Raw genomic sequence first — 21,551 nt, 5'->3', positions numbered from 1 at the left:
AAAGCTTGCTTAAATATTGTCGACTGACTTGTATAGACAAGAATATACAGTAGCGTAATTTGCCTGCGGCTTTCACTGCCACAGGCATTTCCCCCGAGACAGATACTTTGGCAGGAGTGGCAGATGAGCAACATGATTTCCAGGGCTGTACTGAAGCGTTCGTTGTCTTTGTTAGGGCTGGCAGTGGCGCTGGGTAGTGTGACAGTCAGCGTGGCGCAAGCGGCGAACACGCCGGTTGCTATTGGTATTTCTGGCTGGACCGGTTTCGCACCACTGACCCTGGCAGACAAAGCGGGCATCTTTAAAAAGAACGGTCTGGATGTCACGCTGAAAATGGTGCCGCAGCAGTCGCGTCATCTGGCCATCGCTTCCGGTTCCCTGCAATGTGCGGCGACCACCGTGGAAACCTATTTAACCTGGAACGCCAGCGGGGTGCCGATCAAACAAATCGTACAGCTGGATAAATCTTACGGCGCAGATGGTATCGCGGTGCGTAGCGGTATCAACAAGATTACCGATCTGAAAGGCAAAACCATCAGCGTGGATGCACCGGGTACGTCTTCTTACTTCCTGCTGGCGTGGATCCTCGATAAAAACGGCATGACGATGAAAGACGTCAAACTCGCCACGCTCGGGCCGGATGCCGCTGCGCATGCCTTTATTGCCGGACAGAATGATGCGGCAGTGACCTATGAACCCTATCTTTCCAACATCCGCCAGAGCCCGGATAAAGGGAAGATTCTGGCAACCACGCTGGAATATCCGATGGTGATGGACACGCTGGGCTGTACGCCAGACTGGCTGGATAAAAATCCTAAAGCCGCTCAGGCGCTGGTGAACAGCTACTTTGAAGCGCTGGATATGATCAGGAAAGAACCGGAGAAATCCAACGAGATCATGGGCGCAGCAGTGAAAGAGACCGGCAAACAGTTTGCAGAAGAATCCAGTTATCTGCGCTGGCAGGATCGTGAGGCCAATCAGAAATTCTTCAGCGGTGAAATTGTGACCTTCACTAACGAAGCTGCGCGCCTGCTGACTGAGATGAAAATTCTGCGTAAAACGCCGGATATCAATACGTTATATGACGCGAAGTACGTGAAATAGCCATGAAGGACCGCGATATGAACAGCCCTGTCAGCCAGACAGCAGAACAACATATGACTTCGCAGTCAGCCTTACGCGAGCCGGCACCGTTGCCGGCAAGCAAAAAAGTCTGGCATAACCCGATGATGGTGCCTTTGCGTCCGGTCGCGTCGCGGCGTCGCTGGTTTCTCGGGTTCTGTTTCTTTGTGCTGTTTTTTGCTGTGTGGGCGCTGGTGACGTTTACCGGCCTTGTTTCCCCGACATTCCTCGCCAGCCCGGCGAGCATGTTGCAGGAAGGGATTTTACTCTTTACCGATTTTGATTTTACGACTGATATAGGCATGACGGTGATGCGCGTGCTGGGCGGCTTTATTCTGGCCTGCGCCATTGCCGTTCCGCTCGGCATCCTCATGGGGTCTTACAAACTGATCGAAGCTTTTTTCGAACCGTTTGTGTCCTTTTGCCGGTATCTGCCTGCGTCAGCGTTTGTGCCGTTGCTGATCCTGTGGGCGGGTATTGGTGAAATGCAGAAAGTTCTGGTGATTTTCATCGGCTCTTTCTTCCAGATCACCCTGATGGTGGCGGTAACCGTGGGGGCAGCGCGGCGTGACCTGGTGGAAGCCGCGTATACGCTGGGTGCCACCAACCAGAGTGTGGTGCGCAGGGTGATCATTCCCGGTGCGGCACCGGAAATTGCTGAGTTGCTGCGCCTTGTGCTCGGCTGGGCATGGACTTATGTCATTGTGGCGGAGCTTATCGGATCCTCGAGCGGTATCGGACACATGATTGTTAACAGTCAGGCACTGCTCAATACCGGGCAAATGATTTTCGGCATTATTGTGATTGGTTGCATTGGTTTGCTCTCCGATCTGTTGTTCAAAGCGGCCAACCGTCGGCTGTTTGTATGGAGTTCATTGTGATGAGCCATCCGAAACTGAGTGTCCGTCAGGTTGAACGTATTTTTACCGGCCCGAAGGGCGAGAAAACGCAGGCGCTGTTGCCGGTGGATTATCGGGTTGATGAAAACGACTTCATCACCATTCTCGGGCCTTCCGGCTGTGGTAAATCCACGCTGTTGCGCATTGTCGCCGGGCTGGATCAGCCAACGCATGGCGAAGTGTGGCTCGATGGTGAACAGGTGGACGGCCCCGGTGCCGATCGCGGCATGGTCTTTCAGAGTTATACCTTGTTTCCGTGGCTGACCGTTGAACAGAACATCCGTTTCGGTTTGCAGGAGCGTGGCGTGAGTAAGGCAGCGCAAAAAGAGCGCAGCGACTACTTTATTAATAAGGTCGGGCTGCGGGGTTTTGAGCAGCACTTCCCGCGTCAACTTTCCGGGGGGATGCAGCAACGCACCGCCATCGCCCGCGCACTGGCGAATGACCCGAAAATTTTGCTGATGGATGAGCCTTTTGGCGCCCTGGATAATCAGACCCGCGTGATGATGCAGGAACTGCTGTTATCGATTTGGGAATCCTCGCGCAAAACCGTGTTGTTCGTGACACATGATATCGACGAAGCGATTTTCATGGCTAATAAGGTGGCGATTTTCAGTGCCCGGCCGGGGCGGATCAAAACCGAAGTGGCGGTTAATTTCCCGCATCCGCGGGACTACACCCTGAAAACGTCGCCGGAATTTATGGCGCTGAAAGCGCGGGTTACCGAAGAAATTCGTACCGAAACGATGCAGGCAATGGACCACTGATTTCACCGCCCCGCATCTGTACAGAATAGATTGTAGATTCGTCATGTAATGCGTAAATGCCCGGCGGGCTGCGTCCTTAGCCGGGTTTACTTCCGGTTTCACTTGTCTATACAGGAATAGATTATGGCTTCTTCATCCAATGCGTTAACCCTTTGCCGCCTGCAACCAGGTCATGTTGATCTGCCGATGCTGCGCAAGATTTATCAGGGCAATGTCCGCCTTGAACTGGCTGAGGAGGCGCGTGCAGGCGTGCTGGCGTCGCAGGAAACGGTCACCCGCATTGTTGAGTCGGGGAAAGTGGTCTACGGCATCAATACCGGTTTCGGCAAGCTGGCACAGACGCGTATTCCGGCGGCGCGTCTGGCGGAACTGCAACGCAATCTGGTGTTGTCGCACAGCGTCGGTATCGGCAAGGATCTGGCGGATAACGTGGTGCGTCTGGTGATGGCGACCAAAGTGCTGAGCCTGTCTCGCGGCCATTCCGGCATCCGCATTGAGGTGATCGATGCACTGATTACCTTGTTCAATGCCGGTGTTTATCCGTGTATTCCTGAGAAAGGCTCCGTGGGAGCATCCGGTGACTTAGCGCCGCTGGCGCATCTCTCCCTGATGCTGATTGGTGAGGGGCAGGTCACGGTGCAAGGCGAAAAAATGTCGGCGACTGAAGGTCTGGCGACGGCAAGCCTGAAGCCATTTGAACTTGGGCCGAAAGAAGGGCTGGCCCTGCTTAACGGCACACAGGTTTCCACCTCGCTGGCGTTGTCCGGTCTGTTTGAAGCCGAACGCGTATTTTCTGCCGGACTGGTGGCGGGCGCATTGTCGCTGGAAGCCATCAAAGGTTCCGTAAAACCGCTGGATGCACGCATTCATGAAGCCCGCGGCCAGCAGGGTCAGATTGGGGTGGCGGCGGCACTGAGCGAGATCCTGTCCGGGAGTGACATTGTCACGTCTCATGCAGATTGCGGCCGCGTACAGGATCCGTATTCCATCCGCTGTGTACCGCAGGTGATGGGGGCTTGTCTGGATAACCTGCACCACGCTGCCCGTATCCTGCGCATTGAAGCCAATGCCGCTTCTGATAATCCGCTGGTGTTTTCCGAAAACGGTGACGTGATTTCCGGCGGTAACTTCCATGCCGAACCGGTGGCTTTTGCTGCCGATATCATCGCGCTGGCCGTCGCTGAGATCGGCGCGATTTCCGAGCGTCGTATGGCGTTACTGCTCGATACCGGGCTTTCCGGTTTACCGGCGTTTCTGGTCAATGACGGCGGTGTGAACTCCGGCTTTATGATTGCGCAGGTAACCGCAGCGGCACTGGCGTCGGAAAACAAATCGCTGGCGCATCCGGGCAGCGTTGACAGCCTGCCGACCTCGGCCAATCAGGAAGATCATGTATCCATGGCAACCTACGCCGCCCGCCGTCTGGGTGACATGTGCTTTAACACCAGCGTGGTCGTGGGCATTGAAGCGATGGCCGCCGCACAGGGTATTGATTTCCTTCGTCCGCTGCAAAGTTCAGCGACGCTGGAAAATGAAATGAAAGCTATCCGTGAAAACGTGGCGTTTCTTGAAAAAGACCGCCTGATGGCACCGGACGTTGAAATGATGCGTCTGTGGGCTTCCCGCGAGCATTGGCCTGCGGCGATTGAAGCGCTGCTGCCAAGCTTTGGCTGATGACTTTTGTCCTGTAAAGATTGATTCAAACACCCTATTTCAGAGAAGGAAATGATGATGAACGCTCCACAAAAAACGGCCATTGCCCGCGTTGTTCGTGCGCCACAGGGCACGGAACTGAGCTGCCAGAACTGGCTGATTGAAGCGGCATACCGCATGATCCAGAACAACCTCGATCCGGATGTCGCTGAGCGCCCGGAAGATCTGGTGGTTTACGGCGGCATTGGTAAAGCAGCGCGCAACTGGCCGGCGTTTGAAGGCATTCTTGACAGTTTACGCAAGCTGCGTGAAGACGAAACGCTGCTGGTGCAATCCGGCAAGCCGGTTGGCGTTTTCCGCACCCATACCGATGCGCCCCGCGTGCTGATTGCCAATTCCAACATTGTGCCGCACTGGGCAAACTGGGATCACTTTCACGAACTGGATAAAGCTGGCCTGATGATGTACGGCCAGATGACCGCCGGTTCCTGGATTTACATCGGTGCGCAGGGCATCGTGCAGGGTACTTATGAAACCTTCGCGGAAGCGGGACGCCAGCATTACAACAGCGACCTGCGCGGCAAATGGATCCTGACTGCCGGTCTGGGCGGCATGGGCGGCGCCCAGCCACTGGCGGGCGTGCTGGCCGGAGCCTGCGTACTGGCAATTGAATGTCAGGAATCGCGCATCGATTTCCGTCTGCGCACCCGTTATCTCGATTACAAAGCACACAGCATTGATGAAGCGCTGGCCATGATTGAAAAAGCCTGCGCCGAGAAAAAAGCCATTTCCGTGGGGCTGCTGGGCAATGCCGCAGAGGTGATGCCACAACTGGTTGCCCGCGCAAAAGAAGGCGGTCTGCGCCCGGATATCGTCACTGATCAGACCTCGGCACATGACCCGCTGAACGGCTATCTGCCGGAAGGCTGGAGCCTGGAAAAATGGCAGGATGCGCGACTGTCAGATCCGCAAGCGGTGGTGAAAGCTGCCCGTGCGTCGATGGCCAAACACGTTCAGGCAATGCTCGATTTTCATGCGATGGGCATTCCGACGGTCGATTATGGCAATAACATCCGTCAGGTTGCCAAAGACGAAGGCGTGGAGAATGCCTTTGATTTCCCGGGTTTTGTGCCTGCCTATATCCGTCCGCTGTTCTGTGAAGGCAAAGGCCCGTTCCGCTGGGTGGCGCTTTCCGGGGACCCGGAAGATATCTACAAAACCGACGCCAAACTGAAAGAACTGTTCCCCGACAACGCAAACCTCATTAACTGGCTGGACATGGCGCGCGAACGTATCGCTTTCCAGGGGTTACCGGCGCGTATTTGCTGGCTGGGGCTGGGAGAGCGCCATATTGCCGGTCTGGCATTCAATGAAATGGTACGTAACGGCGAGCTGAAAGCGCCGGTGGTTATCGGCCGCGACCATCTCGACACCGGTTCTGTTGCCTCACCAAACCGTGAAACGGAAGCCATGAAAGACGGTTCTGATGCAGTTTCCGACTGGCCGCTGCTGAACGCTTTGCTCAATACTGCGGGCGGCGCAACGTGGGTCAGTCTGCATCATGGTGGTGGCGTCGGGATGGGCTTCTCGCAACACGCCGGAATGGTGATTGTGGCTGACGGTACCCGGGAAGCCGATGCTCGCCTTCACCGCGTGCTGTGGAACGACCCGGCAACCGGTGTGATGCGTCACGCAGACGCTGGCTATGAACAGGCAAAAGACTGTGCTGAACGTCATCACCTGAATTTGCCAATGCTCGCAAAGTAATAATGGTAAGTGATTAATTCATTGAGACATTAAATTGAACAAACCTCACGGGCAGTGGCGCAGGCCGTTGCCCGTTTTGTTTCAAAAACATTCGGAAAATGCTGCAAAAAGTGGCGTAAAAATCCGCTGATTTACGGCATACTCGGGAGCATATCTACAGTGTGAGGTAAGTAATGGCTTCAGATCTGGCAGTTCTTGATTCGGCATTTAAAAAGCAGCAACAGCTTCTGAAAAATCTGGCAAGGCCCGGGGCGCGGTCACTGAGCGTTTATAACGCCGGGCTTTCGGCTGATGCTGTGCAAAAAAAATACGGCGTGACTCATATTGCCAAACTGGCCAGTAATGAAAACCCGCTTGGTGCCAGCCCGCAGGTGGTGGTGGCGTTAGAAGCGGATGCGCGTTTCAGTGCGATTTATTCTGATGCATCGAGTGCGGTGCTGCGTGACGCGCTGGCAGCGGATACCGGCGTGGCAGCCGAAAATATTGTTATCGGCAACGGTTCCGAAGACATTCTGCATATGCTGGCGCTGGCGTTTCTTAACCCCGGCGATCGTGTTGTGACGCTGATCCCCTCCTTTGGTTTACACGAAATCTTCCCGCGCATGATGGGGGCGGATGTCACGATGGTCGGCGTGAATGCACAGCAGGAATTTGATGTTGAAGCCTGGGAAACCGCACTGCGCACACCGGCCAAAATGTTGATTTTCAGCAACCCGTCCAATCCGGTGGGCTGCATGCTTAACCGGGAAGGATTCACCCGTATTATTAATGCTGCGCCAGCGGATTGCGTCCTGGTGATTGACGAAGCCTATTTCGAATATTGTGAAACCGACGCTGCCTATCCTGACAGTCTGCTGGTGCTGGCTGAGCAGCCACGACCGTGGATTGTGTTGCGGACTTTCTCGAAAGCGTACGGGCTGGCCGGGCTGCGGGTGGGGTATGGTTTAGCCAGTCACCCTGAACTGGTGAATTTGCTGGACAGGGTGCGGACACCTTTCAACATCAACCGTTCGGCGCAGGTGGCTGCCGTGGCGGCATTGCAGGATAAACAGCATGTCCGCGACAGCATTGCGCTGGTCACCGCACTGCGTGAGGACATGGCGGCCGAACTTACCGCGCTCGGTTTTAACGTCGCCTCATCCTATGCCAACTTCCTGTTCTTCGATTGCGGCCGCCCGGCTACGGAACTGGCACAACGCTTGCTTACTTATGGCGTGATTATCAAACCCTGGCGTGAAACCGGTTATGAAAACTGGATCCGCGTGTCCATCGGTAATGAACAGGATAACCGGCAGTTTATCGACAGCCTGAAACGTATCCTGACGGAGGAGGCGGAGTGAAACGTGCTGCGCTGAACATTGACGATCTGCGCCGGCGGGCGAAATGCGCCTTGCCCCGTTTTGCGTTTAGCTATGTTGAAGGCGGGGCGGATGATGAGCAAACGCTGCAGGATAACCGTGAGGTTTTTGGCCGCTGGCGCTTTATTCCGCCGGTATTGAACGATTCAAGCCAGCGCGATTTGTCCGTCACGGTGTGCGGGCAGCGGCTTTCTGCACCGTTACTGATTGCACCGACAGGCTATAACGGCATGTTGCGTTTCGGCGCGGATACCATGCTGGCCCGTACAGCGAAACGCGCGGGTATCGCCTATATCCAGAGCACGGTTTCAACCGCTTCGCTTGAAGAAATCGCGGCACAAAATCTGCCACAGCACTGGTTTCAGTTGTATGTGCTCAAAGACCGGACCGTCACCACCAGCCTGCTGGAGCGGGCCAGAGCAGCCGGTTGCACCACGCTGGTGGTCTCGGTTGATGCGGTGCATTTCGGTAACCGCGAAAAAGATAAGCGTAATTACCGGCGGCCGATGAAGCTATCGGTGCTGAGCATGATTGATGTCGCGCTGCATCCGGGCTGGGTCTGGCGAACCTTAAAACCGGCAGGAATGCCTGGTTTCGGCAATCTCAAACCCTACGTTCCGGCAGATAAACAACGAGGAGCGGGCGGGGCGAGCTACTTTTCAGAGCAAATGGATACCCGTCTGAACTGGGAAACCCTGCGCTGGATCCGCAGCCAGTGGCAGGGCGCATTGTTGATCAAAGGGATCCTCGCGCCGGAAGATGCACGGCTCGCTTTTGCGAGCGGAGCCGATGGCATTGTGCTGTCAAATCACGGCGGGCGTCAGCTCGACGGTTCGGTAAGTGCACTGGAAGTGCTGCCGGAAATCCGCAAGCTGTGCGGTTCGCAGGCGACGATCCTCATCGACAGCGGTTTTCGCCGTGGCACTGACGTGGTGAAAGCCCTGGCGCTGGGCGCGGATGCGGTGCTGCTCGGCAGACCGATGTTATATGGTGTCGCCGCAGCCGGTGAGGCGGGCGCGCAACGGGCGCTGGAGATTATTTTGCAGGAAGTTGACCGCACGATGGCGCAGCTTGGCTGCACGTCGGTTCGCCAGCTTGGGCCGCATTTGTTGCGTCAACAACCCTATTGATTTGAAGTAATAACAAAAGCATCTTCAGAGAATTTCCATCAGACCCGTCAAATACAAAAATCACGGAGAGGCAGTTATGCAGGCACAGAATATTATCTTCCCGGCGCAAATCCTGCGCGGACCCGGCGTTATCTCTCAGCTTGGTGACATTTGCGCACTGCTGGGTACGCGTACGCTGGTGATTGGTGGCCATCAGGCACTGGCCGCCGTGGGGGATAAAATCCGCCACCAGCTTGAAGGTTCCGCCGTGGAACTGGTCGGCAGCGAATGGTTTGGCGGGGAAAGCAGTGAGGGCAATATCAGCCGCCTGGCTAAAATCGTTAAAGATAAAAAAGCCGATATCGTGATTGGTGTGGGTGGCGGCAAATCTCTTGATACCTGCAAAGCCGTTGGCGTGGAAACCAATGTGCCGGTTGTGACGATTCCGACGATTGCCGCGACCTGCGCCGCCGTCACGCCGCTGACCATCCGTTACCACGACGACGGTCATTTCCGGGATTTATTCCCGCTGCCACAGGCACCGGCTTCGGTGATCATCGACAGCGAAATTCTGGCTGTTGCCCCGTTGCGCTGGCTGGCTGCTGGCCTTGGCGACACGCTGGCAAAATGGTATGAATTCCGTGCCATCAGCAGTCATCACGGCCAGCTGAGCGGCGTCGCACGTTCTTCCAGCGCCAACAGCCGGATCTGCTATGACCTGATCGAATCTTACGGCCCTGTGGCCTGCGACGCCGTCCGCGCCGGTAAACCGAACGCCGGGCTGGATCAGGTACTCGATGCTATTTTCATGTTTGCGGGCCTGACATCGCTGATGAGCAGCGGGGCACATGCCGCTGCTTCCCACGCTATTTATGAAGGTTTCACGGTCTGTGATAAAACCCGTGAATTCGGCCACGGTCTGCTGGTCGGCTTCGGCAACCTGTGCCTGCTGGCGCTGGAGAACCGCAGTGATGAGGAACTGCTGGAAGCCGTCAGACTTGCGCAAGCCTGCGCTGTGCCGCTGCGTTTGAGTGAGATAGCCGATCTTAATGAGGATGAGCTGGAAAGTATTGTGCAGGCATCACTGCATGCGCCGGATATGGCGAATATGCCGGGACAGGTGACGGCGGAGGCGCTGTATGCGGCAATTGCAAGGGTGGAGGAAATGGGGGCGAGAATTTAAGGATTTTTAGAGTTTCAGGTGTGTCGTGCAAGCTTTAACTTATTGGTTTTTCATTAATACCCCCTCCCGGCCTCCCCCTTCGCAGGGGGAGGAGCAAAAGCCAATCCCACAAGCAACCCGGTCGGCTCCCTCCCCTGCGAAGGGGAGGGTTGGGGTGGGGTATTACAGACAAAACAGTAACTTATGCACACTCCGGTTGAACGCCAAGCTTGCACGGGGCCTGAGCCAACCCGTGTCTGACATCAGATCCCCGCCAGATATCCCCCGTCCACATAGAGCACCTGCCCGGTGATATACGCTGCGGCCGGGCTGCTCAGAAATACCGCTGCGCCGATCAGATCTTCCAGTTCGCCAAATCTTCCCAGCGGGATCTTTGCCTGCATCTGCCGGCACCAGGCGGCGTTGTCATAAAACTCAGCGGTCAGGTCTGTTTTGAAATATCCCGGTCCGATGCCGTTTACCCGGATGTTTTTACCGGCCCATTCTGTTGCCAGAGTATGTGTCAGGCCGACCATCGCCGATTTAGATGCGCCGTAAGCAGCAGCGCCGGGCACGCCGACCTGGCTGGTCAGGGAGCACAGATTCAGGATGCTGCCACCGCCATTTTCAGCCATCAGCCGTGCTGCGGCCTGGGCGCAGAAAAATGCGCCTTTAAGATTGGTGGTCAGAATGCGGTCCCACAGCACTTCGTCGACATCCATCGACGGGCATAACTGTTCAGTACCGGCATTGTTAACCAGCACATCCGGCGGTGCGGGCAGGGAGGCGAAAGCGTCGGCAAAAGTGGCGGGCTGCGTGACGTCCAGTACCAGCGGCGTGGCGTCACCGTTTTGCTGGCGGATTTGTTCGCAAACGGCATTCAGCGTGGTGATATCACGCCCGCAGACAATGACGCTGGCTCCGGCTTGTGCCATACCTGAAGCCAGTGCCTGACCGATGCCGCGTGAACTGCCGGTGATCAGTACCCGCCTGCCTTGCAGCGAGAAACGTTGCAGGGAGAAAGGAGAGGCCATCACGGTCTCCCCACCGGGCTTATCCGCGCCAGCCAGTCGCTGAACTCATCGGTATCTTCGACCGGTTCGCTGCCGAGCATGACGGCCATTGCCAGCCCGAGGGCGGAACTGGTTGGCGTATGGCCGCTGAAACCTCCGGCGCGTAAATCCAGCACCAGCGTCGGGCAGCAGAACATGGCGAGCCGGAAGATCCGCTGCCAGTGGGGTGGCAGCCAGCCGTGGCGGGCGAGTTGCGTCAGTAACGGCTGCCAGTATTCCTCGCCTTTGTCGCGTAAAAACGCTGCGCGCAGCGGGGTTAACTGCCAGTTATGATCGACATATAACGTGTCGCCGCGACGCATCACGGTCACTTTGTAAAGTTCGCCGCAGCGTGAAGGTTCATACAGCCACAGCGGATGGGCAAAAATGTTGTGGAATGTGGCTTTGATTTCCGCCAGTAGCGCCGGAATATTACGACCGGCAAACGCCGGGTCGAAGCTGACCAGTTGCGGGATTTCCTCCGTGGTGTCGTACCAGACGTTGGCATTATGCGCGTCACCGTGCGCGGTAATCACCCCGTGATCGGCCAGTGCCGCCGGTGCCAGGCGGACGCCTGCTTCACTGAATAGTTGGCGTAAACTGTGCTGATAAGCCACGCCGTTGATTACCCATCGCAGGTTGCTCAGTGTCTGCCATTCCAGTTCCTCATCTTCCAGCCGGAAGGTTTTACCGACGTAAAAACGGGCCACGCGCCCACCAAAACCCGCGGTGATTTCCGGGTTTTCCGGAGAAATTAGCCGGTGATAGAACAACTGATGGACAGGTTCGGCCGCCACCGCACTGACTGAGCCGGGTTTCAGCGTCGGCAGGGTATGGGTCAGAATATCGCGGTCAGCGCGGCGCTGTGCCTCTTCGATTTCCGCTTCCTGGTCCCACGCCTGCTGCTGTTCGATATCGCGGCAGATGTCCGCCATGCGCCGGTCATGGCGCAGGGTGTACATCAGAATCTGCCGCCCCGGCTCGCCGCAGGCATAGACAGGAACATCCACGCGAAAGCCACTTTCACGCAGCAATTCTGCGTTGTAATACTCCTCGATGGTTTTATCTTCGCCTTCTTCATTGTGATATTTGAAGAACAGGGCGCGGCCATCCTCAAGGGTCACGGTGCCGTTGAGAGAGTTGAGGCTGTACTGATCGCGGTTGATGGTGAGCTGACCGGCAGCCACGCCGGTGACTTCGCCGATAAGCTGGCGCAAAACGTCTGCCGCCTGCTGCCATTCTCCCGCCTGCACTAACTGACGCGCCTGCGCGGCCAGCGGTTCACTGCCCGTCATATTGCTCATCGTTACTGGCCTTTTTTGTTGATGATCTCAGTGCGTAAAGCCGATACCGCCAGCGCGTGGCCGGGGAATCCTTCATACAATGCAAAGGCGTGTGCTTTATCGGCCAGCGGCTGATAGCCTTCGCGGGTGACATAGCCTACGGAGATCCGTTTCATGTAATCGAACACAGACAGCGGCCCGACGGTTTTCGCTGCGCCATTGGTCGGCAGAACTGCGTTCGGTCCGAGGACGAAATTCCCCAGCGTGATCGGTGTGTAATTGCCCAGCAGGATTTCACCGGCATTGCGGATTTTGCCCATCACGGCCATCGGCTCTTCGGTCAGAATTTCCAGATGTTCCGGCGCGTACTGATTAACAAATTCAACGGCTGCGGTGAAATCTGCTGTCAGCACCACGCCGCCGTGGGTTCCGCATAATACGGCCTGTGAGAATCCGGCCCGTTTTTCATCGAGCTGCGCCCAGTAACCGGGCAGTGCGGCGATGGCCTGTTCAGCGACCCGACGGCTGCTGGTGACCAGATACGCCGAAGAATCCGGGCCATGTTCTGATTCGATGATCAGATCCAGCGCTGCCAGCGCACCGTCCACGGTGTCATCGGCGAGGATCAGGCTTTCGCTTGGACCGGCAGGAATGCCGGGGTCGATCAGATTCGAGAGTTGACGCTTGGCGGCCACCACCCACGGGCTGCCGGGGCCGACTATCTTCAGGCACTTCGGCACGGTTTCCGTGCCAAATGCCACGGCAGCGACACCCTGTGCGCCGCCGCATTTGTACACTTCGGTAATGCCAACCAGACGAGCGGCCACCAGCGTGGCGTCATCGACTTTGCCGTCGGGGCCAGGCGGGGTGATGACAATGGCGCGTTTTACACCTGCGACCACCGCCGGAATGGTGGTCATCAGTAACACGCTTGGGAATGAGCCTTTGCCGCGTGGCACGTAACAGGCTACGGAATCGATGGGCACATGGCGGTCACCGGCAAAGGCGCCGGGGCGGATTTCTTTCATCCACATGTCTTCCGGTTTTTGTGCTTCATGGAAGGCGCGGACGTTTTCGACGGCGAAACGGATCGATTCCACCACCTGCGGATCGAGGCGTTCAAACGCCGTTTCGAATTCCGTATCTTCCGCCAGAATGCTCATATGCGGCGCGGTAACGCCGTCGAAATCGCGGGCAAAACGGCGCAGGGCGGCATCGCCTTCGGTACGCACCGCTTCAATGATCGGCGCAACGCGCTCAGTGAAAAACGACAAATCGGCTTCCGTGCGTTTGAACAGCTCCGCTGGCAGTTCAGACGAATCACTCAGATCATGAAAAGTTACGGCTTGAAAAGGTGCAGACATGGTCAATCTCCGGTTATCAGGCCAGTGCAGCGCGGGGATGGCCGCTGCGGATAGTGTGCAGGACCTGGCGTTGCAGATCAGTGAATTCAGGGCTGGCGGTCAGTTCCTCACGGCGCGGACGCGGTAACGGCACGTCGTAAGTCGCCGCAATCGTGCCGGGACCCATCACCACAATGCGGTCAGAAAGGTATACCGCTTCTTCAATATCGTGGGTGACGAACATGACGGTCAGCCGGTGTTGCTCCCAGATGCCGGTCAGTAATTCCTGCATCTGATGGCGGGTCATGGCATCCAGCGCGCCAAAGGGTTCATCCATCAGCAGGATTTTAGGGCGGTAAGACAGCGCACGGGCGATGGCGACACGCTGTTTCATGCCACCGGAAAGCTCCGCGGGCCAGGCATCAGCAAACTGCGTCAGTTGCACCAGTTCGAGATGCTGACTGGCTTTTTCACGGCATTCCGCGCGGCTGAATCCGGCGGCTTTCAGCGCAAACTCAATGTTCTGGCGCGCTGTCAGCCAGGGCAACAGGGTGTATGACTGAAACACCACGCCACGGTCAATGCCCGCGCCGCGGATGGTTTTGCCATCCACCTGAACGTCACCGCTGTCGTAATCCTCAAGCCCGGCTGCAATCGACAATAAGGTGCTTTTGCCACAGCCGGATGTGCCAACCACCGAAACAAATTCATTGTCCGCCAGTGTCAGGCTGATGTCGTGCAGCACTTCGCGCGTTTGTTTGCCAACCTGAAAACTTTTGTGCAGATGGGAAATGGTTAACACCGACATCAGGCGCGCCTCTTGTTGTAGCGGAACAGCACGCGCTCAAGTGCACGCATGATCTGATCGCTGATTAAACCCAGAATACCCAGCAGCAGGATGTAGCCGATGATGGTGTCAGTCTGGAAGAAACGTTGCGACACCACGATGCGGTAACCGAGCCCGGACGTGGATGCCACCAGTTCGGCCAGCACCAGCCACGTCCACGCCCAGCCGAGACTGATGCGCAGTGCGTCCCAGATGCCCGGCAGTGCACCGGGTAAAACGATGCGGAACAAGATTTTGCGATCCGGCATGCCTAACGTGCGGCCTAAACCGACAAAATCGCCGGGCACCCGTTTCACGGCGTCGATCACCATCAGAACCTGCTGGAAGAATGTACCGATCCAGATAATCAGGAATTTCTGCACATCGTCGGTGCCGGTCCACAGAATGGTCAGCGGCACGAACGCCACCACCGGCATGTAACGGATAAAGTCCACCAGCGGTTCGGTCAGCGCTTTGAAGAAACCGTAACAGCCTGCCAGCACGCCAATCACAATCGACATCACTGAGGAAATCGCGAAGGCGATACTGATGCGGTACAGGCTGCTTTTAATGTCGCTCCATAGCGTGCCGTCCTGCGCCAGACTGACCATTTTCAGCCAGACATCGGTCAGTTTGGGCAGGAAAATCGGCGGGATCGCGCCGCTGCGGGTTGCCAGCCCCCAGGCAAGAAACAGGATCACGAACAGCGTGACCGCAATGCCGACGAACACTTTGCGCGACGGCAGGCGGCCAATCACCATCAGATTGAGCGGTTTACGACGCGAACTCATGGCAGGCTGTTCACGAAGCTGGCGTCAATCACCCCGGCGGCGGTTACCGGTTTAGGAATAAGCCCGGCGGCGGTGGCTGCTTTGAGCACGTGGGCGAAGGTCTGGTCGGAGAAGGAATGGCTGAGCACCTGTTTGTTTTCCGCCAGCGAGTAATATTTCACGCCGTCAAACGCGGTTTCCAGATCTGCAGGCGTTGCGCCAACCGCTTTGGCAATGATGGCGCGATCCGCTGTGGTATTGGCCTGGTAGTGGGTCAGGGCGGCGTCCCAGCTTTTAATCAGCGCAGCGATTTGCCCCGGTTTTTCTTTCAGTACGGAATCACGGACCACCAGCACATCGCCAATCAGGCCGGGATCGGAAGAGCCGCTGTAGAGCATTTTCAGCGACGGGTCCTGTTTTTTCGCGGCAGAAATATAGGGTTCATAAGTGACGGCAGCAGTGACGCGTTTGGCAATCAGCGCGCTGCCCGCAGAATCGGCTGGCATCGGCACCGGTGTGATATCACTCCATTTCAGACCTGCAGAATTAACGGCGCTGTGCAACAGAATGTCGCTGGTGGTGCCTTCTTCAAAGGCCACCTGCTTGCCTTTCAAATCTTTCAGCGTGGTGATGTCTTTGCCCACCAGCAGGGCGTCAGCGGTTTCACTTTGATCCAGTAAAAGCACGACTTTGATCGGCAAACCGGCAGAGACCATCGCCATCGCGGTATGTGTGGCAATGTTTGCGCCGTCGATCTGGCCGCTGGCTAAGGCGGCGTTGATGTCTTTATCTTCGGCGAAGTTAATGATATCGACCTTCTCCAGCCCCTGTTGTTTAAAAATGCCCTGACTTTGTGCGACGTGCCACTGGCCGTAACCCAGCCAGGGTTCAATGCCCATTTTGAACGTGCCCGCTTCGGGTGCAGCGGCGGAGGTGCTCAGGCTGAATGTGCTGAGTGCGCCAAGACAACAGGCCAGAGCCAGTTTGTTTTTGAAGAAACCCGTAAAGGTCTGAGAAGGTGACATAATTTCCTCGCTTGGTGTGGGAAGAGAAAAAGACGGCCAATAAAAATCCTAATGTGCAACCCTGTATAGACAAGTGGGTGAAGCAATTACTGCGCCACAGTTGAAATCGCAGAAGGAAATCATGCAGGGCTTTGATGTTATACATTTTTAGATAATTAATGAGAAGAAGGTAAATGAACTTATAATTAAAAGTGATAATCCGCACCACAACATGACTTTCTTTGCACCTTCAGGGTGCAGAAAAACAGTGATATGCAAAGGGTGCATAAGCCGGTCAGCTGGCTCTGGCTTCAGGAACGGGGATTAATGCCTGTTTAAGGGCGTTGTAAAATAACGTCATCACCGAATTAAACGGTGCGCCTTTTTTCAGTACAAGGCTGAACGGTGTGGCAATTTCAATATTCTCCGGCATCAGTGCGCGGAGTTTATTTCCGCCCATAAATGCACTGGCGTAATGTTCAGGCAGAAATCCGAGATAATTTCCCGTCATCAGCAGCATGGTGACGGCTTCGACTTGTACCGCAATGGCGTGCGTGGAAGTGACATCCGAAAAGATATTTTTTTTACTGTGATTGGCGTAAAAATGATTCACCATGTGCGACGATTTGATCTGTGATTCTTTTATTTCAGCGGCAGGGACGCTGAACAGCGGATGTTTGTCGCCGCAATAAAGATAAGCCATTTCATGATAGAGGAAATAGTAATCAAACTCCGGTTTTTCCTGATACACCGGCATGATGCCACAGGTAAAACGTCCGTCGATAATCCCGCGTTCAATCTCGTCCAGCTGAGTGGCGTGCAGGCGAATACTGACCTTCGGTGCCTGACGGTAAATCTCACCCAACGCACTGACTACGGGCGATTGCGGGTCAGTGATGGTGTTATCGATGATGCCAATATTCAGCTCGCCAAACAGTTCATGACGGGCGTGATTGAGTTTGTCGCGAAACTGATTGATGGATGAAAATAAATCAAGGCAGGCCTGATAAGCCACTTTACCGTGTTCGGTTAAATAAAATCCTTCACGTCCTCGGGTGCAAAGTTTCATGCCAAAACGGATTTCGAGATCAGAAATTTGTTTACTGATCGCCGCCAGACCAATATTCAGTTCATTGCATGCGGCGGTAAAACCACCGGCTTCCACCACGGTTTTAAAGACGCGCAAAAGTTTTAAATCGGCGACACCAAGGCTGTGCTGGTTAATATCACTTTTTGCGGGTGATGTGTTTCCTGATTTGGAAAGTGGACTTTCCATAATTAATATTTACCCCCGCCTTTAAAATCTACACCATCAAATTCACGTAGCCTCACTCGTTATTACCTTGCAAGCCTCAGATTGTGCAGTGTCATTTGTCATGTTGCCGGAAGGGTTTTATTTTCTCTTACCGTCAGACATGCCACCGGATCCAGGTTTGCAACATTTATGCCATACAAGGAAAAAATTATGTCGCAACAGCCAGAATTACTGTGGGGAGCACGCTTCAAACACGGGCCAGCCGCCGCATTAAGCGCATTATCGCGCAGCCCGGAATATTATTTTTCCCTTGCCGAATATGATCTGGAAGGGTGCCGCGCCCATGCGTATGAATTAAGCCGCGCCGGTTTACTCGACGAAAATGAAACCGTCCTGATGGTGGAGGCTATTAAACAACTGGCGAAGGATTTCCGTGCCGGCGTTATTCAGCCGGTTCAGGGGGATGAAGACGTTCACACGTTTATCGAACGCAGCCTGACCGAGCGGCTGGGGGAACTCGGCGGCAAGCTGCGGGCAGGGCGTTCACGTAATGATCAGACCGCTAACGATTTACGCCTCTACCTGCGCGACCACGCCCGCAAGATTGTGGCGGCATTGCTCGAACTTCAGACTGCACTGGTGAAGCAGGCGGAACAGCATATTCATACGCTGGCACCGGGCTTTACCCATCTTCAGCAGGCGCAGCCGATTGTGTTCGGGCATCAGCTGATGGCGCATGCGCAGTCCTTTTGCCGTGACATTGAACGCTTTCAGGACTGGGATAAGCGTTGCGCACTGTCGCCTCTGGGCGCGGCGGCGATGGCGGGTTCTGCCATTGCCCTGCACCCGGAACTCTCCGCCAAAGATCTCGGTTATGACGGTGCCTGTGAGAACTCGATTGATGCCGTAGCCAGCCGGGATCACGTCGCAGAATTCCTGTTTGCGGGCAGTATGCTGAGCGTCAATCTTTCCCGCATCAGTGAAGAAGTGTGTCTGTGGGCATCGCGCCAGTTCCGCTGGGTTGAACTGGACGACGGCTACGCCACCGGCAGTTCCATCATGCCGCAAAAGAAAAACCCGGATATCGCTGAACTGACGCGCGGCAAAAGCGGACGGCTGATTGGCAACGTCACCGCCATGCTGGCCACCATGAAAGGCCTGCCGCTTTCCTATAACCGTGACCTTATCGAAGACAAACGTAATGCGCTGGATACCGTCGAACAGTTGCTGTTAGTGCTGCCTGCGATGGCGGGCATGATCGATACCATGACCGTCAATGTTGAGCGTTTACGCGAACAGGCACCGGAAGGCTTTACGCTGGCGACTGAAGTGGCCGACTGGCTGTCGCGCCGTGGCGTGCCGTTCAAGGAAGCCCACGAAATCACCGGCAAACTGGTGCAGGTGTGTGAGCAACATAATCTGGCGCTGCACGAAGTCAGCGACGCGCAGTTACTGGCGGTAGACGCCCGCCTGAGCGCCGACGTGCGTGAATGCCTGACGCTGGAAGCGGCGATCAACGCCCGCAGCGGCAAAGGCGGCACGGCGCCGGTGCGGGTGGCGGAGCAAATTGCGCGGCTGAAAATTCGTCTGCAGGCGCAGGCGCACTGGGCTACAGGCTACGCTGGCTTGTCTTTATAACCGGGCGGGAGAAGGCTTATGACCCCTTATCAGAAAATGTCGGAAAGCGCGAAAAGCGCAGAGATTGATCTCAGCGAATATCACTACGTGCCGCAACGTTATTACGGCCGGATTTTTGCCTCGGTGGTGATCCTGCTGCTGCTGGCGTTGCTGGTGAATGCCTTTGCGCACGGCAAAATCGAATGGCAGTACGTGGCGCAGTTCCTGACCGCCAAAGCCATTCTGTTCGGGCTGGGCAATACCATTGTGATGTCGGTGCTGGCGATGGCGCTGGGGATCGTGTTCGGCGTGATTATCGCCGTGATGCGCATGTCGCAAAACCCGGTCCTGCGCAGCGTGGCGATGGGGTATACGTGGATTTTTCGCGGCACCCCGCTGATTTTACAACTGTTGCTGTGGTTTAACCTGGCGCTGATTTTCCCGGTCATCGCCATTCCCGGCGTATTCAGCATTCAGACCGTCGATATCATGACGCCGTTCACCGCCGCGCTGCTCGGCCTGAGCATTAATCAGGGCGCGTACACCTCGGAAGTGGTGCGTGCCGGGCTGATCTCGGTCGATCTCGGGCAGTACGAAGCCGCGAAATCCATCGGCATGACCCGTCTGCATGCGCTGCGGCGGATTATTTTGCCCCAGGCAATGCGGGTGATTATCCCGCCCATTGGTAACGAATTCATCAGCATGGTGAAAACCACCAGCCTTGCCAGCATGATCCAGTATTCCGAAGTGCTCTATAACGCGCAGACCATTTACTTCGCCAATGCGCGGGTAATGGAACTGCTGTTTGTGGCGGGCATCTGGTATCTGGTGGTGGTGACCGTGCTGTCGCTCGGGCAGAACCGTCTGGAACGTTATTTTGGCCGTGGCACCCGCCGCCGCACCAGCCACTGACAGGAGCCTGACCATGAAAAGTATTATCAAAGCCGTCAACGTTAATAAGTACTTTGATCAGTTTCAGGCGCTGAAAAACGTCAATCTTGAGGTTAAACACGGCGAAGTGATGTGCATCATCGGGCCTTCCGGCTCAGGGAAAAGCACATTTCTGCGCTGCATCAATCAACTTGAGCGCATCGACAGCGGGGGCGTCTGGGTCGATGACGAACTGGTCGGTTACCGCATGGACGGCAAAAAGCTGTATCCGCTTAACGACCGGCAGATTGCCCGTCAGCGGCTGAAAACCGGCATGGTATTCCAGCGTTTCAATCTGTTCCCGGATAAAACCGCGCTGGAAAACATCATCGAAGGGCCATGTCAGGTGCTGCTGCGTCCGGTGAAAGAGGCGACGCAGGAAGCGATGGCGCTGCTTGAACGCGTCGGGCTGGCGCATAAGCGTGATGCTTATCCGCTGGAACTTTCCGGCGGCCAGCAACAGCGCGTGGCGATTGCCAGGGCGCTGGCGATGAAACCCAAAGTGATGTTGTTTGATGAACCCACCTCGGCGCTCGACCCGGAGATGGTGGGCGAAGTGCTGGCGGTGATGCGCGGCCTGGCGGCAGAAGGCATGACCATGATTGTCGTCACGCATGAATTAGGTTTCGCGCGGGAAGTGGCAAACCGCGTGGTCTTCATGGACGAGGGCGGAATTATAGAAAGTGGTAATCCGGAAGACATTTTGCTCAACCCGCAAAATCCACGGACGCAGAACTTTATTTCTGCCGTCCTGATCTGACCCTTTTGACGTTAACTTTTGACTATGGGAATGCCTTCATGAAAAAAACATTGTTGTCCCTCATTACCGCTGGCGTGCTGCTGAACGGCGCTGTTTCTGTCGCCAGCGCGGCGGAGCTGAAGCAAAAAGACGAAATTAAAGTGGCGATGATGCCGAACTATCCGCCGCTGGAATTCAAAGATCCGGCCACCGGTAATCTGACCGGCATGGATTACGATCTGGGCATGGAACTCGGCAAACGCCTGAACCGCAAAATCAGCTGGCAGGAAATCGGCTTCGAACAGATGGTTAACGCCGTCGCCACCCACCGTGTCGATATGATTTTATCCGGTATGACCGACACCAAACCGCGTCAGGACATCGCCACGTTCGTCGATTACTACAACAGCGGGCCGCAGTTCTATACCACCGTCGCGCACAAAGAAATCAATACCATGCTGGATTTGTGCGGCAAGAAAGTCGGCACCAGCCGCCGTACCACATTCCCGGCTGAAATTGCGGCCTGGAGTGAAGCTAACTGTGTTCCGGCAGGTAAGCCCGCCATCGTGGTGATTGGCGCGGAAGGCACGGCGGATGCGCGCACCCAGTTGCGTCAGGGGCGTATTGAAGGCGTGGTGCAGGGCAGCGAAACCCTGCCGTACATCATGAATCTGGAGAAAGACACCTATAAACCGCTGGGCAAAGCTTTTGCCTATCAGGTGACCGGTATGGGGATAAGCAAGGACGATCAGCCGCTGATTGACGCGGTAAAAGGCGCACTGACCGACATGATCGCCGACGGTACCTATCTGAAAATCCTCACCAAATGGGGTTTGCAGGATGGTGCAATCCAGGAAGTGACCATCAACAAAGGCAAATAACCTCAGGTGACGGA

The 21,551-nt window shown here is 55.8% G+C and carries 19 protein-coding genes; 12 read left to right on the top strand and 7 right to left on the bottom strand.

From position 1 onward, the window contains the following. The first annotated feature begins 123 nt into the window (after positions 1-123). The 8 genes from HGO41_RS12635 (at position 124) to HGO41_RS12600 (ending at position 9,858) form a co-directional block, all read left to right on the top strand. Positions 124-1,104 (top strand): ABC transporter substrate-binding protein, encoded by a 981-nt coding sequence (locus tag HGO41_RS12635; protein WP_013575472.1) that lies wholly within the window; start codon positions 124-126, stop codon positions 1,102-1,104. A 17-nt stretch (positions 1,105-1,121) separates the two neighbouring features. After that, positions 1,122-2,003, top strand: a complete 882-nt coding sequence (locus HGO41_RS12630; protein ID WP_013575473.1) for an ABC transporter permease — start codon at positions 1,122-1,124, stop codon at positions 2,001-2,003. Then, on the top strand, positions 2,003-2,788 hold the full coding sequence (locus HGO41_RS12625; RefSeq protein WP_015689921.1) for an ABC transporter ATP-binding protein: 786 nt from the start codon (positions 2,003-2,005) through the stop codon (positions 2,786-2,788). Before HGO41_RS12630 ends, HGO41_RS12625 begins: the two co-directional genes overlap by 1 nt. Positions 2,789-2,911: 123 nt before the next feature. Beyond that, positions 2,912-4,462 (top strand): histidine ammonia-lyase, encoded by a 1,551-nt coding sequence (hutH, locus tag HGO41_RS12620; protein WP_250981084.1) that lies wholly within the window; start codon positions 2,912-2,914, stop codon positions 4,460-4,462. A gap of 57 nt (positions 4,463-4,519) precedes the next feature. Then, positions 4,520-6,208 (top strand): urocanate hydratase, encoded by a 1,689-nt coding sequence (gene hutU, locus HGO41_RS12615; RefSeq protein ID WP_250981083.1) that lies wholly within the window; start codon positions 4,520-4,522, stop codon positions 6,206-6,208. Between the two features lie 173 nt (positions 6,209-6,381). After that, positions 6,382-7,548, top strand: coding sequence for a histidinol-phosphate transaminase (hisC, locus tag HGO41_RS12610; protein WP_013575477.1), 1,167 nt, complete (start codon positions 6,382-6,384; stop codon positions 7,546-7,548). Continuing rightward, complete coding sequence (locus HGO41_RS12605; protein WP_217244113.1) at positions 7,545-8,696, top strand: alpha-hydroxy acid oxidase; 1,152 nt, start codon at positions 7,545-7,547, stop codon at positions 8,694-8,696. Before hisC ends, HGO41_RS12605 begins: the two co-directional genes overlap by 4 nt. A 76-nt stretch (positions 8,697-8,772) precedes the next feature. Then, positions 8,773-9,858 (top strand): iron-containing alcohol dehydrogenase family protein, encoded by a 1,086-nt coding sequence (locus HGO41_RS12600; protein WP_250981082.1) that lies wholly within the window; start codon positions 8,773-8,775, stop codon positions 9,856-9,858. Positions 9,859-10,100: 242 nt separating this feature from the next. Here HGO41_RS12600 and HGO41_RS12595 read toward each other — a convergent pair whose 3' ends face one another. The 7 genes from HGO41_RS12595 to HGO41_RS12565 all read right to left on the bottom strand — a co-directional run bounded on the left by HGO41_RS12595 (position 10,101) and on the right by HGO41_RS12565 (position 17,391). After that, positions 10,101-10,871, bottom strand: a complete 771-nt coding sequence (locus HGO41_RS12595) for an SDR family NAD(P)-dependent oxidoreductase (RefSeq protein ID WP_112152241.1) — start codon at positions 10,869-10,871, stop codon at positions 10,101-10,103. Next, on the bottom strand, positions 10,871-12,193 hold the full coding sequence (locus HGO41_RS12590; RefSeq protein WP_013575481.1) for a hypothetical protein: 1,323 nt from the start codon (positions 12,191-12,193) through the stop codon (positions 10,871-10,873). The genes HGO41_RS12595 and HGO41_RS12590 overlap by 1 nt, the downstream gene beginning before the upstream one ends. A gap of 2 nt (positions 12,194-12,195) precedes the next feature. Continuing rightward, the gene (gene hisD / locus HGO41_RS12585; RefSeq protein ID WP_250981081.1) at positions 12,196-13,536 is read right to left on the bottom strand and encodes a histidinol dehydrogenase; all 1,341 of its coding nucleotides are present in this window, start codon (positions 13,534-13,536) and stop codon (positions 12,196-12,198) included. A 16-nt stretch (positions 13,537-13,552) separates the two neighbouring features. After that, a complete protein-coding gene (locus tag HGO41_RS12580; protein WP_013575483.1) occupies positions 13,553-14,323 on the bottom strand; it encodes an ABC transporter ATP-binding protein in 771 nt (256 codons plus the stop codon). Beyond that, positions 14,323-15,132, bottom strand: coding sequence for an ABC transporter permease (locus tag HGO41_RS12575; protein WP_013575484.1), 810 nt, complete (start codon positions 15,130-15,132; stop codon positions 14,323-14,325). The genes HGO41_RS12580 and HGO41_RS12575 overlap by 1 nt, the downstream gene beginning before the upstream one ends. Then, positions 15,129-16,136 (bottom strand): ABC transporter substrate-binding protein, encoded by a 1,008-nt coding sequence (locus tag HGO41_RS12570; protein ID WP_013575485.1) that lies wholly within the window; start codon positions 16,134-16,136, stop codon positions 15,129-15,131. The genes HGO41_RS12575 and HGO41_RS12570 overlap by 4 nt, the downstream gene beginning before the upstream one ends. A gap of 274 nt (positions 16,137-16,410) precedes the next feature. Next, positions 16,411-17,391 (bottom strand): LysR family transcriptional regulator, encoded by a 981-nt coding sequence (locus tag HGO41_RS12565; protein ID WP_013575486.1) that lies wholly within the window; start codon positions 17,389-17,391, stop codon positions 16,411-16,413. Between the two features lie 189 nt (positions 17,392-17,580). On the opposite strand from HGO41_RS12565, the gene argH reads away from it, so the two are divergent. The 4 genes from argH to HGO41_RS12545 are packed head-to-tail and all read left to right on the top strand — an operon-like array spanning position 17,581 to position 21,537. Then, complete coding sequence (gene argH, locus HGO41_RS12560; RefSeq protein WP_250981080.1) at positions 17,581-19,008, top strand: argininosuccinate lyase; 1,428 nt, start codon at positions 17,581-17,583, stop codon at positions 19,006-19,008. Positions 19,009-19,026: 18 nt separating this feature from the next. After that, a complete protein-coding gene (locus HGO41_RS12555; protein ID WP_013575488.1) occupies positions 19,027-19,899 on the top strand; it encodes an amino acid ABC transporter permease in 873 nt (290 codons plus the stop codon). A 13-nt stretch (positions 19,900-19,912) separates the two neighbouring features. Then, complete coding sequence (locus tag HGO41_RS12550; RefSeq protein ID WP_013575489.1) at positions 19,913-20,677, top strand: amino acid ABC transporter ATP-binding protein; 765 nt, start codon at positions 19,913-19,915, stop codon at positions 20,675-20,677. A gap of 38 nt (positions 20,678-20,715) precedes the next feature. Then, on the top strand, positions 20,716-21,537 hold the full coding sequence (locus tag HGO41_RS12545) for an ABC transporter substrate-binding protein (RefSeq protein WP_013575490.1): 822 nt from the start codon (positions 20,716-20,718) through the stop codon (positions 21,535-21,537). Positions 21,538-21,551: the final 14 nt, after the last annotated feature.

Origin of the sequence: Rahnella sp. CG8 (genome assembly GCF_023701875.1) — a bacterium.
Taxonomy (GTDB): domain Bacteria; phylum Pseudomonadota; class Gammaproteobacteria; order Enterobacterales; family Enterobacteriaceae; genus Rahnella; species Rahnella aceris.
Note: the sequence above shows the minus strand (reverse complement) of the source record. Positions and strands in the feature narration are given on the sequence as shown.